The sequence below is a fragment of the Streptococcus sp. DFI.7.26 genome, assembly GCF_022240605.1.
Lineage (GTDB): Bacteria > Bacillota > Bacilli > Lactobacillales > Streptococcaceae > Streptococcus > Streptococcus xiaochunlingii.
This window is the reverse complement of the sequence record NZ_JAKOGN010000002.1, coordinates 324,527-341,748: the sequence shown is the minus strand read 5'-3', so window position 1 is coordinate 341,748 and position 17,222 is coordinate 324,527. Positions and strand designations below refer to the sequence as shown.

The window sequence follows — 17,222 nt, the reverse complement described above, 5'->3', positions numbered from 1 at the left end:
TCCCCTTTCTCAATTTTTATTTTTTGATGTTAAAACAATTTTTGAACCGCATCTTTGACCAAATCTTCATCTGCCAGATACGGAATGGTGATGTGGTCTGTTCCTGCATGGAGGCGGTTGTATTCGATGGCTGTTTCGATGGCATGGTTATTTCTTGCCCAGTTCCGACGAGCAACCCCACCCATGGTATCCCATGCAATCGCAGATTTGATGATTTCGTCGATCCGGTGGCTACCGTCTAGAACGAGACCAAATCCTCCGTTGATGGCCTTACCGATACCAGTACCACCACCATTGTGGAGAGCCACGAGACTCATACCGCGAGCGGCGTTACCGGCGTAACATTGAACCGCCATATCGCAGGTAACGTTTGAACCATCTTTGATATTGGAGGTTTCACGGAATGGAGCATCTGTACCAGATACGTCATGGTGGTCACGTCCAATCATGACCGGTCCAATCTTGCCTTGGCGAATGAGTTCATTAAATTTCAAAGCGATATTGACACGTCCCATACAATCTTGATAGAGGATACGAGCCTGTGTACCAACGACTAATTGGTTCTTTTCAGCATCGCGAATCCAGTTGTAGTTATCGCGGTCTTGGTAGCGACGAGTTGGATCGATCGCTTCCATAGCAGCGTGGTCAGTTGCAATCAAGTCTTCGTGTTTACCGCTTAGGCAGACCCAACGGAATGGACCATAACCATAGTCAAAGAGCATAGGTCCCATGATATCTTCTACATAAGATGGCCAAATGAAGCCGTCCTTGTCATCGAGACCATTCTTAGAAATTTCCTTGATGCCAGAGTCGTAAACAGATTTCATAAAGGCATTACCGTAGTCGAAGAAGTAGGTACCTTTAGCCGTCAAAGCTTTAATCACTGCAAAGTGACGAGCTAAGGTTTCATCGACCAAGCGATGGAAGGTTTCTTTGTCTTCTGCCAACAAACGTGTCCGTTCTTCAAAGCTGATCCCAACAGGGCAATAGCCACCATCATAGACGTTGTGGCAAGAGGTTTGGTCAGACAAGAGGTGAACGTGGACTTGGTGTTCGTTGACATATTCGAGCAAGTCTACGATATTACCATGGTAGGCAATAGAAGTTGATTCACCAGCTTCCAGTGCTGCTTGAGCCAATTTCACAGCTTCTTCGGCACTGTCGGTTACTTGGCTAATCCAACCTTGAGAGTGACGGGTTTCGATCCGAGAGCGGTCTACTTCTGCAACGATGGCAACAGCTTTTGCAATTTCAGCTGCTTTCCCTTGAGCTCCACTCATACCACCGAGACCAGACGAGATGAAGAGTTTACCAGTTAAGTCGCCATCATCAGGCACACCGAGTTTAAGACGTCCAGCATTAAGGAGAGTGTTGAAGGTACCGTGAACGATCCCTTGAGGACCAATGTACATCCAGCCACCAGCCGTCATCTGACCGTAGTTGGTAACGCCCATTTCTTCAGCGATTTCCCAGTCGCGCATATTGTCATACTCACCGATCAAGAGACCGTTGGTAATGATGACGCGAGGAGCTTCTGGTTTAGACTTGAAGAGGCCGAGAGGGTGACCAGATTCAACCACCAAGGTTTGGTCTTCTGTCATGACTTCCAAGTATTTCTTGATCAAGTTGTATTGCATCCAGTTAGCACAGACAGAACCTGTTTCTCCGTAAGTGACCAATTCATATGGATAAAGGGCGATTTCAAAGCTCAAGTTGTTGTCAATCATAACCTGCATAGCCTTAGCAGCAGTGCATTTTCCTTTGTACTCATCAATTGGTTTGCCATAGATCCGATCTTTTGGACGGAAGCGATAGCCATAGATCCGACCGCGAGTTTTTAGTTCTTCCAGAAATTCTGGGATCAACTCTTGGTGGAATTTTTTAGGGATGTAACGCAGAGCGTTTTTAAGAGCAATCTCAGTCTGAGCTTGCGTTAAGCGGAAGCCTCTATCAGGTGCACGACGGATGCCTTCTTGAAAAGTTGCCTTTTCAGGTAGGACATCAAAGTCAAGTTTGACAGACATAGCAGCTGCAATTTCTTTATCGTCTATAAATGACATAGTAGGAACCTCCTTATGTGTAGACTATGAATTTATATTTTCTTTATTGTATCCAAGAAACGTCAATAAAGAGTCAAAAATAAATTTAATTTTTAATAAAGCAAAAAATAATGAGGGAGAAACTTTTTGACTTTTTTTTGACGCTTTTCCTGTAGAATTGTAAAATGAATAACAATGGAAATAGAAAGGAATGTTTTCATATGTCTGCTGATGTAATCTTAACCCACTTTAACCAGTTGTTTTGTCCAAATGATCTAGGCCATCCTCTCTATGGAAAAGAGATGGCAGAAGCGCGAATCCTATCCGATGCTTATATTGCTATTAAGGATGGAAAAATTCTTGCAGTTGGAACAGGTCAACCAGATCCAGAACTGATCGATGACCATACGGAAGTAAAATCTTGTGAAGGGAAAGTTGCGACTCCTGGTTTGATCGACTGTCATACCCACCTGGTCTATGGAGGCAGTCGTGAACATGAATTTGCGAAAAAGTTAGCGGGTGTTTCTTACTTAGACATCCTCGCTCAAGGCGGTGGAATTCTGAGCACTGTTCGGGCAACTCGTGAAGCATCTTTTGACAATCTCTATAACAAGTCCAAACGATTGTTGGACTATATGTTGCGTCATGGAGTGACCACCGTTGAAGCTAAGAGTGGCTATGGTTTGGATTGGGAAACGGAAAAACGCCAACTAGATGTAGTAGCTGCCTTGGACCGTGACCATGAAATTGATCTGGTTTCGACCTTTATGGCAGCTCATGCGATCCCGACAGAGTATAAGGGCCGTTCTCAAGAGTATTTAGATCTCATCATTGAGCAAATGCTTCCAAAAGTGAAGGAAGAAAAGTTAGCTGAATTCTGTGATATCTTCTGTGAAAAGGGTGTCTTTACAGCAGATGAGTCTCGCTATCTTCTGTCAAAAGCCAAGGAAATGGGCTTCAAACTGCGGATTCATGCGGATGAAATCGAGTCTATCGGTGGTGTGGATGTTGCAGCTGAATTGGAATCTACTAGCGCAGAACACCTGATGGTGATTACCGATGAAGGCATTCAAAAACTAGCAAAAGCAAAAGTTATCGGCAATCTGTTGCCTGCTACAACCTTCAGCCTCATGGAAGATACCTATGCACCGGCTCGTAAGATGCTGGATGCTGGGATGGCCATCACTCTAACAACCGACAGTAACCCAGGATCCTGTCCGACAGCCAATCTTCAGTTTGCCATGCACCTCGGTTGCTTCATGATGCGTTTGACACCAGTTGAGATTCTCAATGCGGTAACTATTAATGCAGCTTATTCAGTCGATCGTGCCAAAACCATTGGATCTTTTGATACTGGAAAACAGGCCGATATCACTATTTACGATGCACCAAATCTAGATTATCTCTTCTATTTCTTTGCGACCAACCTAGTGACAGATGTTTATAAAAATGGTAAAAAAGTGATTTAATCCTCTCGTTTCAAATGTGACCTAAATAGAAAAAAATCCCCTCATCAACTGATTCTGATGAGGGGATTTAGTGCTTAGATCAGTATTTCCAAAGGGAGTTGGAAAATCTTTAAATTCCAACCTTGACATCTGGGAATCTCTCAGATACCTGTGCAAAAAGAGTGTAGAGTTGTTCTTCAGCGTTCTTCTTATTCTTAATGGCTAGGCGGTGCTGTTTCTTTGGTTTGTCCTTGCGGATGTAGCACAATTGGAAGATTGAGCGAGCAATCCCTGATTGACGAACTCGAGTGACATGTAAGTATAGTTGTTGAACCTCTCGTAAATCAATCGTTTGCGTTCCTCTGAAATAGGTAATCAAATGATTTTTGTACAAGATAACTTTTAAGTCTTGATTGTAGTAGCTGGCTTCATCAGACAGGCGAGACAGATCTCCTTGGAGTTCGGGATAGTTTTGGTGGAGTTCCTGATAGGAAGCAATGGTCCGTTTCCGAACGGAGAAGCTGGCTACGACCATTATGATAGAAAGTCCAGCAAGAGCAGCTGAACCAATTAAGAGGAATAAGGAGTCTTTGTTGTACTCTGTGAGGCTTAAGTAATAGCTGGTCGTCATATTAAGTGACACGACAGAAGTCGGGTCGAGAAGGGAATGGATGTAGTCACTATAACCGACAAGGCGACCGTTACGAGACGTATTTTTGCTATCCTTTGCCAAAGGGGCTAATTGCGTTCCCTTTAGTTGATAAGGATCGGTCTGCAGTTCCCCATTTTTTGCCTTATCAATGACCTCTTTAATCGTCGCATCGTCTTTTTTGGCTTCGATCCCTGCAAACCTACCATCGTTTTGGTTATCGTACTGGACGATATAGAGGACGTGGCCGTTGTCCACAGTTCCGACAGGTTCTCGTGTAATATCATAGACCTTCATCGTTACAGGGTCCCCAGACTTTTCTGCCTTCGCAAAGCTAGTAGAAGGGTTCTGGCGGCCCATCCATAATGAAAATACTAATCCTGCGAATGCAAGAAAGACAAGGGCAAGCACTAGACCTGACACAAATCCTTTATTGCGTTTTTCCGTCATCATAATGATCTCCTTTAGTTTGATATCTAAAGTATATCATGAAAGATTTTATGTGACAAGGGGATTTATAGATAGCTGATTTCAAAGGCTTTTTAAGTGGTCTAAGCAGAAAGCTGTTTGTAAAATGATTGAAAAATGCTTTGATTTTAGAAGAGATTTGCAACTTTTTATAAAAAACTATATTTTTTTTAATTTTTTCTATATACAAAAAGCTAAATTATTGATAGAATAGAAAAGAATTGAATTAAAATTTGGTTCGCGTTCGTTCTGTCTTCATATGAATGAAACAGGATGTTTATAACCTAAATACTTGCACTGGATTCTAATTCATCAGAATCATAGCTAGAATTTGAGAGGAGACAATATGACTGTTGATTTTAACAGCAAAGCTTACTTGGATAAAGTGGATGCGTGGTGGCGTGCAGCCAACTACATTTCGGCTGCTCAAATGTACTTGAAAGACAACCCATTATTGAAACGTGAAGTGGTTGAAAACGACTTGAAGGCTCACCCAATCGGACACTGGGGAACTGTACCAGGACAAAACTTTATCTATGCTCACTTGAACCGTGCCATCAACAAATACGACTTGGATATGTTCTACATTGAGGGACCAGGTCATGGTGGACAAGTTATGGTGTCCAACTCTTACTTAGATGGTTCTTACACAGAATTGAATCCAAATATCCCACAAAATGAAGAAGGATTTAAACACCTATGTAAAATCTTCTCATTCCCAGGAGGGATTGCCTCTCACGCGGCGCCTGAAACACCAGGATCTATCCACGAAGGTGGAGAACTTGGTTATGCTCTTTCTCACGCAGCTGGAGCTGTTTTGGACAATCCAGATGTGATTGCTGCAACCGTAATCGGTGATGGCGAAGGAGAAACTGGTCCATTGATGGCTGGTTGGTTGGCCAATACCTTCTTGAACCCAGTTAACGATGGTGCTGTTCTTCCAATCTTCTACCTCAACGGTGGGAAGATTCACAACCCAACGATCTTTGAACGCAAAACAGACGAAGAATTGGCCCTCTTCTTTGAAGGTCTTGGATGGAAACCAATCTTTGCAGACGTAACGGCTATTTCTGACGACCACGAAGCAGCTCATGCTTTGTTTGCAGAAAAATTAGACGAAGCGATTGAAGAAATCAAGAAAGTCCAATCAGAAGCTCGTAAAGGTTCTGCAGAAGAAGCAACTCAACCAGTATATCCTGTCTTGATTGCTCGTATTCCTAAAGGTTGGACTGGACCAAAAGCTTGGGAAGGTACACCAATCGAGGGTGGATTCCGTGCGCACCAAGTTCCAATCCCAGTAGATGCTCACCACATGGAGCATGTAGATGCCCTTCTTTCATGGTTGGAATCTTACCGTCCAGCTGAATTGTTCGACGAAACTGGTAAATTGCTTCCTGAAATTGCCGAAATTGCACCAAAAGGTGACCGTCGCATGGCTATGAACCCAATCACAAACGCAGGTGTCATCGAACCAATGGACACTGCTGATTGGAAGAAACATGCCTTCAAGATTGAAACACCAGGGGCTATCATGGCCCAAGATATGATCGAGTTTGGTAAGTATGCAGCAGATCTTGTGGATGCGAACCCACATAACTTCCGTATCTTTGGACCAGATGAAACTAAATCAAACCGTCTTCAAGAAGTCTTCACTCGTACAAGCCGTCAATGGTTAGGACGTACGAAACCAGACTACGATGAAGCTTTGAGCCCTGCTGGACGTGTTATTGACTCTCAATTGTCAGAGCACCAAGCAGAAGGTATGCTCGAAGGATATGTCTTGACAGGTCGTCACGGATTCTTCGCTTCTTACGAATCATTCCTTCGTGTCGTGGACTCTATGATTACTCAACACTTCAAATGGTTGCGTAAATCGAAGACTCACACGACATGGCGTAAAAACTACCCTGCCTTGAACTTGATTGCGACTTCAACTGTTTTCCAACAAGATCACAATGGCTACACTCACCAAGATCCAGGTATCTTGACTCACTTGGCAGAAAAAACTCCAGAATATATCCGTGAGTACTTGCCAGCAGATACGAATACGTTGCTTGCGGTGATGGACCAAGCCTTCAAGGCAGAAGATATGATTAACTTGATCGTTTCTTCTAAACACCCACGTCCTCAATTCTACTCAGCTGATGAAGCAGAGGAATTGGTTCGTGAAGGATACAAGGTGATCGATTGGGCATCAACTGTTTCAGCAGATGAAGATCCAGATCTTGTCATTGCAGCTGCAGGTACAGAGCCAAACCTTGAAGCTCTTGCAGCTATTACAATCTTGCACAAGGCCTTCCCAGAATTGAAGATCCGCTTTGTCAATGTGGTAGATATCTTGAAATTGCGTCACCCATCCGTCGATGCGCGTGGACTTTCAGATGAAGAGTTCGACAAAGTCTTCACAACTGATAAACCTGTGATCTTTGCCTTCCACGGTTATGAAGGCATGATCCGTGACATCTTCTTCAACCGTCACAACCATAACCTTCGTGTACATGGTTACCGTGAAAACGGAGATATCACAACACCATTCGATATGCGTGTCATGTCTGAATTGGATCGCTTCCACTTGGCACAAGATGCAGCCAATGCAGCTCTTGGAGCAGAAGCAGCTGAATTCGCAGCTCAAATGGACGAAACAATTGCCTTCCACAATGCTTACATCCGTGAACATGGTGATGATATTCCAGAAGTACACAACTGGAAATGGGAAAACATAAATAAATAAGTTTATTCCAAAAGAAATCAGAAGTTATTCTGGTTTCTTTTTTTTGTACCTTTTTAATGAAAGAAACTTTGTCTGAGGAATTCCCCTTGGCAAGAAAAGATTCTTCAATAATGGATAGAGAAATCTGACAAAATCAATAAGATAGTATATTTTTTTAGATTTTGCTAGATTGCATTGACTTTGCATAAGATAAGGACTAAAATATAGGTGCGGAAACCGCTTACAAAATATAAAGGAGGTCTGTTTATGGGAAGCGACAGACAACAACGTTTTTCTTTACGAAAATATGCAGTCGGCTTAGTATCGGTACTTGTCGGATGCTTTTTTTGTGGGGTGACTGTTTCAGCCCAGGAGCAGGAAGGGCAGGCAGATACACCCGCTCTTGTAGTGAAAGAAGGAAGTCAAGAGGTGAGTCCGACAGTCGGACAGGACAAAGGCTCGGACGGAGCTCATGCAACTGATACAGTTAAAGAGGAGTCTTCCTCACAAGAGCAAGCCAAGACTGATGGTAAGGACCAAACCAAGCAACCACAAACTACCTCTTCAGCTACTAGCGATCCTTCAAATGAGAAACCAAAAGAAGAGAAGACCTTATCAGCTTCTGTTATGGCAAGTCCAACAGCTAATCCTGAGCTTGCTACGACGGACACTCCCAAGGAAGTAACGAAAGAAACTCTAGAGGATTCAAGTCCAGTCGAGGTCCTAGTTCGTCTGAAAGAAAAAGTTTCTGATGGGGTTGGAGAATCATCACCAGTCTCAAAAGAAGCACGTATCGAACAAACCAACCAAGACCATGAACAATTTTTGAAAGAACTCGAAAAGCAATCCATTCAGTTCAAAAAATTGTATGACGTTAATTTGCTCTTTAATGGACTGGCTCTAGAGACGACTTATGGAGATGCTAAAAAGATTCGGGGACTAGCGCGTGTAGATGCCCTAGATTATGCTCCACTAGGTCGGACTAGAGTGGAGGAAAACCAGCCTGCTCCTGCATCACCGACTTCAACTACGACCAAGGTCAGTGAAGAAAATAGTCTGATCAATTTACAGCCACTCTGGGATAAGGGGATTAAGGGTCAAGGTCAGGTTGTAGCGGTCATCGATTCGGGGGTCGACCCTGCCCACGATATTTTCCGTCTGACAGATATCAGCAAGGCCAAGTACAAGAGTGAAGCGGAAATTGAAGAGGCTAAGAAAAAGGCCGGCATCACTTACGGTAAATGGTACAACAATAAAGTCGTCTACGTTCACAACTATAGTGATATGGATGACAATGTTAAAGAAGATGATCCAATCTCTCACGGTGCCCACGTAGCTGGAACCGCTGTGGGAAATGCCTCTCAACCATCCCCAAATGGTGAGATTATCCGAGGTGTCGCTCCCGAAGCCCAGCTTATGTTTTTGCGTGTTTTCTCAGACACCAAGGGCGGTCAGGTGCAAAATTTCATCTATACCAAGGCAGTGGAAGACGCCGTCAAATTAGGGGCTGATTCCATCAACATGAGTTTGGGAACCGCATCAGGCTCGATTTATGATGTGGGAGAAATCACGCGCCAGGCCTTTGAGGCAGCGAGAAAGGCGGGAGTGACCATTACAGTTGCCTCTACCAATATGGCGACCAATGGCTTCTGGCACAGCAAACCACTTGCAAGCACACCGGATTATGGGATGACAGGAACCCCATCCGTCAACCCAAATGTCATCTCAGTCGCTTCGATTAATAGTCTGACCAAGCATGAGTCGGCAGAAGCAAGCCTGACCGTAGAAGCCTTAAAAGGTTCGAAAGACTTCCCAGATGGCAAAATTCCGATGCACTCCTTTGTGGAACGCGATGCCTTTCGGACGACCATCCCTCAAAGCTATCTCCATGTGGAAAAGGGAGGGATCGACCACTACCAAGCTGATAGTATCAATGGGCACTTAGTCCTTACGGAGCGAGGTGGCGAAGTTTCGGATGTGGATAAGGTCAAAGAGCTCAAAAGAGCTGGTGCTACAGGGGTGATCTTCTACCAGACTAAGGAGCAGGGCAATAATCCTGTAAGCTTTGACTTAGAAGGGCTGGGGGAACGATTCCCAGTTGGGGTTATTGGCCACGATGCTGGAAGTGTCCTAGCACAACATGCCCAGGACTACCAGCTCCATATTGCCAACAAATTCAAACGGGTGCCGTACGACGCAGCCAATCAATTATCCGACTTCTCCTCTTGGGGGCTGTCAGCTGATGGCGACCTCAAACCGGATGTCACTCTTCCAGGAGGGATGATCTACTCATCTGTTAATAATGGAGAGTACTATATGGATAGGGGGACCAGTATGGCATCTCCTCACGCGGCAGGTGCCACTGCACTGGTGAAACAAGCCCTGAAGGAGCGCTTCCCTCATCTCAGTCCAGAACAGTTACAAGTTCTTGTCAAACAGATGACCATGAGTACAGCTGTCCCGCATGTGGATGAGGAAACACATGCCTATTCCTCTGTTCGTCAGCAAGGAGCAGGGGTCATGGATGTCACAGCTGCAGCTCTAGGTGATCTCTATGTAACGGCGAAAGATGCTAAAAGTAGTCTGACACTAGGTAATGTCACAGATACTTTTGAGTTTGACGTGACCATCCACAATCTTTCCAATCAAGAGAAGTCTGTTCGTTATGAAACGACCCTTCAGACAGATCAAGTTCAAGATGGCAAATTCACCCTCCATCCTCGTCTATTAGAAACCATAGATGGCAAGGAAACCATTACTGTTCCAGCCAATGGTCAGCGGACCATCCATGTAACGGTTGATGCGAGCAAGTACAAGGAAGAGCTCAGCAAGCAAATGCCAAATGGTTATTTCTTAGAAGGGTTTGTACTGGTCAAAGATGCCAGCAACCAAAAACATCTGGTCAGCCTCCCTTATGTTGGCTTCCATGGAGAGTACCAAAATCTGCGGGGCATTGAAAAGCCAATCTACGAATACACAGGCAGCGACAAGCCGTTTTACTACTACAAGGACAAGACCGATTATCCAGATGAAAAGGTCCCAGAAACGCCAGAGCGTCATCCAGACAATCACTTTACCTCTTTGATTAGTTATGTCTATGAAAATGGGGAATCCGTAGCCAAAACTCTTGGCCAGGATGGGGATCGCTTTGATGGGGACCAACTTTACTTCTCTCCAAACAGTGATTCCAGCTTTGATAGCATCAAGGTTAAAGCCGTCATGCTTCGCAATGTTGAAAATGTCCACCTATCAGTTTACAAGAAGGAGGACACAGCTCGTACTAACCCGATTTACGAGGTCGGAAATGAAGTCCACCGTAAGACAGACTGGAGTTACCGGATTGGGAATCGTAGCGAAGAGTTTTATGAAATCTCTTGGGAAGGTTTGGACAAAGACGGCAAGCAATTACCAGATGGAGAATACCAATTTGTGATTACCTACCGTCCAACTGCTTCAGGGGCCAAGCAACAAGAGCTTAACTTCAAGGTTAAGATTGACAATACGACTCCAAGCATCGAGTCTGGAAGTGCTCAGTACGATCCAGCAACACGGATTTTCCGACCAGGTAAGGTGATCGAAACTGGTAGTGGACTAGCAGGGACTTATCTGTCCTACGTCAAAAATGGGGAAACCGTGGCCTTGGAACCCCAAGAAGACGGTAGCTATCTGCTTCCGGAAGGGGTTGACCCTTCTACTGTTCGCTATACCATCTGGGATAAGGTCTACAATACCACTGAGATGGACATCGAAGGAAAGAAAGTAGAGGCAACGACTTCGACGAATGAAGCCAGTTCAGATGAACAACCAGGCGAGACAGAGACTGAAAAACCAAAGGCTGAAAAGAGTACCTTGGAGGTGGTCTTCACAGATAGCAGTGGAGAAGTCATTTCGTATTATCCATCCGTCGTTCGTTATCAGGTAGTGGATGACCAAGGCCGTGTAGTAGAAGGAGAGTTCAATGCGTCCTACAATGCTGGCACCTTCCCAGAATTACCTTTTGGCACTTATACAGTGAAAATCACCTTGTCTGATTACCATTATGATTGGGGAACAGAACTAGTGAAGAAGGTGACGGTTTCAGCCGAAAATCCACATCCGAAAGTGACCTTTGCCTTCCATTATTTAGATGAAAACAAACTCACTATTGGATTTGATCAGCCGGTTCCGACAGGAACAGTCGTAAAAGTGGTGGGGAATGATGGTATCAGTCGCCTTCTCCCACAAAGTATCTATGATTTGAAACGCTTTGAGACCATGTTGATGAACGGCTCCTATCGTGTTCATGTGGATCTCCCAGCGGGGTATCGTGCATCGGAAAATGATTTCCTTTATGAAGTGAGCAATCAAATCAATTTCCACCTTCTTTCTTTGGTCAAAGACGTTATCAAGCCAAACCCAGAGGTGCATAGTGGAGCGATTGTGAAACCATGGATTCAACCAGAAAATCCGACACTAGAGATACCGGAAACTCCAGTGACGCCTGTCCAACCAGCGGTATCTAAAGGCCCAGCTACCCCAGCTCAACCAACTACATCTGAAACGAAAGAAGTTGCAACAAACAAACCAGTCGCTGTTACCTATCATACAGGTGGTCAAGCAGAAGTAGCTGCTACATCAGCAACTGGTCTTCCAAAAACAGGTCAAGATGAATTGGCTTCAACAGTCCTTAGCCTCTTTGGCATGACCTCACTAGCTTTGGCAGGCTTTGTAGCAAGTAAAAAACGGCAAGATTAAGTCGTTCATGTATTAGGTTAATCAAAAAAACGTCCGTTTCATTTTAGAAACGGACGTTTTGAATGTTTTAAGCTGTTTTCTCCACCCAGACACTTCGGACAAAGAAGAGGCTGATAAGGGCAAGGGCTAGGAAGATCCCTGCAACATAATAGTAGGGCTGGTCGAGAGTTGTAGAACGACCAGAGAGCTTAACAATGCCTCGGTAGAGGGCTCCAGCAGTTGCCGTGGCAACTGCTGAGTTCCAAAGATTGAGAGTGAGTCGAGAAAGGCCTTTTACCACTAGTTGCAGAGCCACTAGCAGGGTGCCGCCGATCAAAGGAATCAAGAAGAGGTAGTGCATGAAGGCAGAGGTTTCGCCAAAACTAAAGTGTTCGTAGATGCGACTTCCGACGAAGAAGAAAGCTGTAATCAGAGTGTACCAGAGGATGGTCTTTTTCAACCGTTGTTTGATAGGATTAGTAACCGATGTAGACAATGTCACTCACCGCCCTTTCTGAGATAGTACCATTTGTAGTTGGTTTGTTAATAACTTGGCCATTGAAGTAAAGTGTAGAAGATCCACCACCATCCAGGTTGTAGGCTGTTTTGACGTCGTACGATTTCATCACTTCCGCTAATTGGTAGAGAGAAAGCCCTTCACTCTCTGAAGTCCGGCCGTCCGAGACGACAATGATGTAGTGGTTTTCATCGATGATCCCAATGGCAGTACGTGGATTAGACGCCATGGATTGTCCCACCTCTGAGTTCGTATCGACAGTAATTACTCCATCTTCAACCAAGGAAGGTCCGAAGGCAAGGATATTAACAACCCCGTCTTTGACCAACTGATCCGCAGTGATTTCATCTTCGTAGATAACCTTGAAGGAACCATCTTTATAAATCGCTAAGTCGCCATTGCTAGAGTCTTCGCGAACCGTATCGCGGTAGACCACTCCATTTCGGATGACATAGCCGGTGCTATTAGCACCGTAGTAGTCTCCATTGACGGCTAGAATAGCATTATTTTCAGCTGCAGTGACGGACGTCTTAGCCGTCACGTTTGTCCCGTAGGTATTTTGAGCAAAAGCAGTTTTTAGATAGTCAGAAGAGCTAACCGTAATATCTGCAATGTAAACTTGAGTGTTTTCAACTGTTGTTTCTGTCAGGCTCACCTGGATATTGTCATCGGAGTAACTGGTATCTGTAGTAGTAGCAGAGGCTGCTGCCTCCTCAGCCGCCTTGGTATCAGTGGTCGTAGCTTTGACTGTTTGGATAGCATCCGATAAGATAAAGGTCTTGAGCATAGAATAGCTGAAGGAGCTTGTTAGCAGGATGCCGAAACAAGCAGCATAGGTATAAGATTTTTTAAAGAATTTCATGAGTAGGTGCAGTCCTTTCCTTGAAAATGATTTTTTTCTGAATCAACCATGAGACGACGAAGAGCAAGAGTCCGACGATCACTTTGCTGAGGAGCAAATGGAGACCAAAGCTTGCATAGAAGAGTCGAATCAAGAGGGTATCGAGAATAAAGAGTCCAATCGCAAGTCCCAAGTAACTACTTCCGGTTCGAGCCACGCTGTCTTTGTTCTTAAAGACTAGATGTTTGTTGGTTGAGTAGTTAAAGATGGAGCTGGCCACACGAGCGATCCCGTTTGCAAGGAGGATACGAAGACTAATCGGCACAGCCATCATCACGAAAAGGAAGAAGGCATAGACCAGGTAATCCACGATAAAGCTACTCAGGGAAGAGAGGGCAAACTTGAACATGTCCTTGTAGATCATGAGACCGTCGCGAATAGGACGGAAGTGGGACCCTTCATTGTCATTGATATAGACTGTTTCAATCGGAACTTCCAAGATGGGAAAGGCCTTGCTAGCTGCGAGGAGCACATTCATTTCGTACTCATACCGTTGTCCCTCGATATCTAACATAAAGGGGATCATGTTGGCTGTAAAGGCTCGAAGTCCAGTCTGCGTATCTGTCACAGCGACCCCTGTTTGTTGCTTGAAAAAGAAGCGGGTCAATTTATTTCCGAATGCAGAACGCAAGGGAACCTTGCCTGAAAAGGCGCGTGCCCCTAGAACCAATTGGTTCGGATTTTCTTGTGATTGATTGGCTACGCGGAAGATATCCCAAACCTTATGTTGACCATCAGCATCAGCGGTGATGACTGTTCCATATTGCCCTTGTTCTTGAATGTAGGTGTAGGCTGTTTTGAGAGCCCCTCCTTTTCCAAGGTTGGTTTCGTGGTGAAGGATTGTAGCTAGCCCGTCTAACTTTTCAAAAATCGCTTGGCAGTCCTCAGAACTACCATCGTCCACAACGATAATGGAGAAGTCACATTTTTCTCTCAGTTTTTTTACCAGTTTGAGAAGTTTTTGATCGGGTTGATAAGCGGGGATGACTAAATAATTCATAAGCGTTCCTCGTTTCTTGTTTGTGATGAAGGTAGTATAACGGCCCTTTCTTAAAGCTAACTGATATCAGTTTTCTTTAAGGAAAGGGAGAGATTTCCTTGTTGTAAAAAAGGAGAGAAAATAATAGAAGAAAAATAAAACTTTTCGAAAAGAATATAGAGAAGGTATTTTTACTTGCCTTCTATCCCAAAGTCTGGTATAATAGTTTCTTGTGAGCAAACCTCACTTACCCCTTGCAAAGACTTGGGGTCATTAGACCAAAAGGAGGAACATATCAATGGCTAAATACGAAATTCTTTATATTATTCGTCCAAACATTGAAGAAGAAGCTAAAAACGCTTTGGTAGCACGCTTTGACTCTATCTTGACTGACAACGGTGCAACTGTTGTTGAATCAAAAGATTGGGAAAAACGTCGTCTTGCATACGAAATCCAAGATTTCCGTGAAGGACTTTACCACATCGTAAACGTTGAAGCGAACGACGATGCAGCTCTTAACGAGTTCGACCGTCTTTCAAAAATCAACGGTGACATTCTTCGTCACATGATCGTAAAAGTTGACGCGTAAGCCCTAACGAATAAAGAAGGTGACTAATGATTAACAATGTTGTACTTGTAGGTCGTATGACTCGAGATGCTGAACTTCGTTATACCCCTCAAAATCAGGCTGTTGCGACATTCTCACTCGCTGTTAACCGTAATTTTAAAAACCAAAATGGTGAACGAGATGCGGACTTTATTAACTGTGTGATTTGGCGTCAACAAGCTGAAAATTTAGCAAATTGGGCTAAAAAGGGTGCCTTAGTTGGGATTACAGGTCGTATCCAGACTCGTAATTATGAGAATCAGCAAGGTCAACGTGTTTATGTCACTGAAGTCGTAGCGGACAGCTTCCAATTGTTGGAAAGTCGCGCGAATCGTGAAGGACAAGCTGGTGGAGGCTATGCTTCAGCTGGAGGATTTGCAGGAAATGCAGCTCCAAGCTTTGGAGGATCTGAACCATCAAACGCAGCACCAAACTTTGGACGTGATGACAATCCATTTGGAGCTAATCCAATGGACATCTCGGATGACGATCTACCATTCTAAGAATGGGTTTAACGAATTAAAACTATAAAGGAGAAATAAACATGGCTCAACAACGTCGTGGCGGATTCAAACGCCGTAAAAAAGTTGATTACATCGCAGCAAACAAAATTGAATATGTTGATTACAAAGATACTGAGCTTCTTAGCCGTTTCGTTTCAGAACGTGGGAAAATCCTTCCTCGTCGTGTAACTGGAACTTCAGCGAAGAACCAACGTAAAGTAACAACAGCTATCAAACGCGCTCGCGTAATGGCTTTGATGCCTTTCGTAAACGAAGATTAAAAAAGAGGTCCAGTGGACCTCTTTTTCATGAGCTTGAAAACAAGAGAGCGAGTAAGACCCTTACGGGTCTTTTTTTCAGGTCCAGTGGACCTCTTTGACCTTTCCCAAGCTCTAATCATGCTATAATGAGGGAGAGAAAGGTATCAAGGAGCGCAACATGAAGGAATGCACAATCATCAGAAGCATGATGGAGTATGATATTGAAGGGATCTCTCAAGCCTTTATCCACCAAGGGTGGCCGGGTAGAGAGGATATCTTGGCCAGCTATTTTCAGGATCAGGAGAACGGAAAGAGAGACGTATTAGTAGCTGAGTCGGATGGATTTGTGGCAGGTTATATCACTATATTGCCTTATGCCAAGCACGGCCCTTTCGTGGGAGTCTATCCTGAACTATCTGATTTTAATGTTTTTGAGCCATTTAGAAATCGAGGAATTGGGAATCAACTCATAGAAGAGGCGGAAAAAAGAGTCCGGCTACTATCAGAGATTGTCACTTTAGGGGTTGGTTTACACTCGGGTTATGGCCCAGCTCAAAGACTGTATGTCAAACGGGACTATATCCCAGATGGATCTGGAGTTTGGTTTAGGGATCAGCCTTTGGACCCTTACAGTTCTTGTGAAAACAATGATGACTTAGTCCTCTATTTTTCAAAAAGATTGAACAGGGAAATACAGTAAAACAAAAACGGATGAAAACTTCATCCGTTTCTTTTTAGCGTCGTTGAGGTGCTGTATTGGCGCTCTTGATATTGTATTTTTTCTTTAAATAGTAGCGGAGGAGAAGAGCCCCACCACCGAGTAAGAGCATGAACCAGTTTGGTACACGCGGGTTGAGGAATTGTGGGAGCAAAGCAGTGACCATGAGAATCACAACCCAAAGGATCATGGCTAACATTAGGATAGGAAGTGACTTGGTTAAAGCAGGACGTTTCATTCCACGTTTAGAAACTTCGTAGTATTGGTAGAAGTAGTAATACATCAAATAGAGCACAACCCCACCAGCCAAGCTACCAAGAGTCAATGTGAGGAGTCCATAAGTGGTTCCCTGAGGAGCAAATAAGTTCATGAAGGCTGAAATAGCAGCAAAGAGACCAAAGACGAGAAGGAAAGAATCTGTGATCATGAGATGAGGAGCATCATTCTCTTTTGGATGCTCTTTTTCGTAGCGTTCCTGATCACTAAAAGCATTGGCCCAAACAGTTGGCGCTCCAAAGAGAGTTCGCGCCGTTACTCCTTTTGGTTGGTTTTCAAAGATAGCTGGAAGAATCTCTTCAATCAGGCTAGTAGCCTCTTCTTCTGTTTTGCCGTTTTCAATCAATTGGTGTTTAGCGATGCGAACGAATTCTTGATTTTTTTTACTTAATTGGGTCAAATCAAATTGAGACATAAATACTCCTTAGTGTTAT

General features: G+C 44.1%; 13 protein-coding genes. 7 read left to right on the top strand and 6 right to left on the bottom strand.

Features of this window, described 5'->3' with window-relative positions:
* Nucleotides 1–29: 29 nt before the first annotated feature.
* A complete protein-coding gene (locus L0M85_RS04325) occupies nt 30–2,060 on the bottom strand; it encodes a urocanate hydratase (protein ID WP_048716395.1) in 2,031 nt (676 codons plus the stop codon).
* A gap of 200 nt (nt 2,061–2,260) precedes the next feature.
* On the opposite strand from L0M85_RS04325, the gene hutI reads away from it, so the two are divergent.
* On the top strand, nt 2,261–3,508 hold the full coding sequence (gene hutI / locus L0M85_RS04320) for an imidazolonepropionase (protein WP_048716397.1): 1,248 nt from the start codon (nt 2,261–2,263) through the stop codon (nt 3,506–3,508).
* Nucleotides 3,509–3,617: 109 nt separating this feature from the next.
* Here the strand turns inward: hutI and L0M85_RS04315 are convergent, their stop codons facing one another.
* The gene (locus L0M85_RS04315) at nt 3,618–4,589 is read right to left on the bottom strand and encodes a hypothetical protein (protein ID WP_048716400.1); all 972 of its coding nucleotides are present in this window, start codon (nt 4,587–4,589) and stop codon (nt 3,618–3,620) included.
* A 361-nt stretch (nt 4,590–4,950) separates the two neighbouring features.
* On the opposite strand from L0M85_RS04315, the gene L0M85_RS04310 reads away from it, so the two are divergent.
* Together L0M85_RS04310 and L0M85_RS04305 are read left to right on the top strand one after the other, a co-directional pair.
* Nucleotides 4,951–7,335, top strand: coding sequence for a phosphoketolase family protein (locus L0M85_RS04310; protein ID WP_048716402.1), 2,385 nt, complete (start codon nt 4,951–4,953; stop codon nt 7,333–7,335).
* A 246-nt stretch (nt 7,336–7,581) separates the two neighbouring features.
* Entirely contained in the window at nt 7,582–12,048 is a 4,467-nt protein-coding gene (locus L0M85_RS04305; RefSeq protein WP_238656539.1) for an SGO_0316/SGO_0317 family LPXTG-anchored serine peptidase, read from the top strand.
* 67 nt (nt 12,049–12,115) lie between these two features.
* Here L0M85_RS04305 and L0M85_RS04300 read toward each other — a convergent pair whose 3' ends face one another.
* From L0M85_RS04300 to L0M85_RS04290, 3 genes are read right to left on the bottom strand one after another with little or no spacing between them, the layout of a single operon-like run.
* Nucleotides 12,116–12,523 (bottom strand): hypothetical protein, encoded by a 408-nt coding sequence (locus L0M85_RS04300; protein ID WP_129822620.1) that lies wholly within the window; start codon nt 12,521–12,523, stop codon nt 12,116–12,118.
* The gene (locus L0M85_RS04295) at nt 12,504–13,406 is read right to left on the bottom strand and encodes a phosphodiester glycosidase family protein (protein WP_129822443.1); all 903 of its coding nucleotides are present in this window, start codon (nt 13,404–13,406) and stop codon (nt 12,504–12,506) included. Before L0M85_RS04295 ends, L0M85_RS04300 begins: the two co-directional genes overlap by 20 nt.
* On the bottom strand, nt 13,393–14,445 hold the full coding sequence (locus L0M85_RS04290; protein ID WP_238656538.1) for a bifunctional glycosyltransferase family 2/GtrA family protein: 1,053 nt from the start codon (nt 14,443–14,445) through the stop codon (nt 13,393–13,395). Before L0M85_RS04290 ends, L0M85_RS04295 begins: the two co-directional genes overlap by 14 nt.
* A gap of 277 nt (nt 14,446–14,722) precedes the next feature.
* Here L0M85_RS04290 and rpsF point away from each other — a divergent pair, with 277 nt between their 5' ends.
* The 4 genes from rpsF (at nt 14,723) to L0M85_RS04270 (ending at nt 16,494) form a co-directional block, all read left to right on the top strand.
* Nucleotides 14,723–15,013: a 30S ribosomal protein S6 gene (gene rpsF, locus L0M85_RS04285; protein ID WP_006595679.1), complete on the top strand. Its 291-nt coding sequence runs from the start codon at nt 14,723–14,725 to the stop codon at nt 15,011–15,013.
* Nucleotides 15,014–15,039: 26 nt separating this feature from the next.
* A complete protein-coding gene (locus L0M85_RS04280; RefSeq protein WP_156676403.1) occupies nt 15,040–15,534 on the top strand; it encodes a single-stranded DNA-binding protein in 495 nt (164 codons plus the stop codon).
* A 41-nt stretch (nt 15,535–15,575) separates the two neighbouring features.
* Nucleotides 15,576–15,815 (top strand): 30S ribosomal protein S18, encoded by a 240-nt coding sequence (gene rpsR / locus L0M85_RS04275; protein WP_000068664.1) that lies wholly within the window; start codon nt 15,576–15,578, stop codon nt 15,813–15,815.
* Nucleotides 15,816–15,972: 157 nt separating this feature from the next.
* Complete coding sequence (locus L0M85_RS04270) at nt 15,973–16,494, top strand: GNAT family N-acetyltransferase (protein ID WP_238656537.1); 522 nt, start codon at nt 15,973–15,975, stop codon at nt 16,492–16,494.
* A 34-nt stretch (nt 16,495–16,528) separates the two neighbouring features.
* Here L0M85_RS04270 and L0M85_RS04265 read toward each other — a convergent pair whose 3' ends face one another.
* On the bottom strand, nt 16,529–17,203 hold the full coding sequence (locus L0M85_RS04265) for a DUF1129 family protein (protein WP_129270089.1): 675 nt from the start codon (nt 17,201–17,203) through the stop codon (nt 16,529–16,531).
* Nucleotides 17,204–17,222: the final 19 nt, after the last annotated feature.

Bases quoted from the DNA above. Each gene is read 5' to 3' on its own strand.
- L0M85_RS04325 (WP_048716395.1), bottom strand. From the start codon at position 2,060: ATGTCATTTATAGACGATAAAGAAATTGCAGCTGCTATGTCTGTCAAA.
- hutI (WP_048716397.1), top strand. From the start codon at position 2,261: ATGTCTGCTGATGTAATCTTAACCCACTTTAACCAGTTGTTTTGTCCA.
- L0M85_RS04315 (WP_048716400.1), bottom strand. From the start codon at position 4,589: ATGATGACGGAAAAACGCAATAAAGGATTTGTGTCAGGTCTAGTGCTT.
- L0M85_RS04310 (WP_048716402.1), top strand. From the start codon at position 4,951: ATGACTGTTGATTTTAACAGCAAAGCTTACTTGGATAAAGTGGATGCG.
- L0M85_RS04305 (WP_238656539.1), top strand. From the start codon at position 7,582: ATGGGAAGCGACAGACAACAACGTTTTTCTTTACGAAAATATGCAGTC.
- L0M85_RS04295 (WP_129822443.1), bottom strand. From the start codon at position 13,406: ATGAAATTCTTTAAAAAATCTTATACCTATGCTGCTTGTTTCGGCATC.
- L0M85_RS04290 (WP_238656538.1), bottom strand. From the start codon at position 14,445: ATGAATTATTTAGTCATCCCCGCTTATCAACCCGATCAAAAACTTCTC.
- rpsF (WP_006595679.1), top strand. From the start codon at position 14,723: ATGGCTAAATACGAAATTCTTTATATTATTCGTCCAAACATTGAAGAA.
- L0M85_RS04280 (WP_156676403.1), top strand. From the start codon at position 15,040: ATGATTAACAATGTTGTACTTGTAGGTCGTATGACTCGAGATGCTGAA.
- rpsR (WP_000068664.1), top strand. From the start codon at position 15,576: ATGGCTCAACAACGTCGTGGCGGATTCAAACGCCGTAAAAAAGTTGAT.
- L0M85_RS04270 (WP_238656537.1), top strand. From the start codon at position 15,973: ATGAAGGAATGCACAATCATCAGAAGCATGATGGAGTATGATATTGAA.
- L0M85_RS04265 (WP_129270089.1), bottom strand. From the start codon at position 17,203: ATGTCTCAATTTGATTTGACCCAATTAAGTAAAAAAAATCAAGAATTC.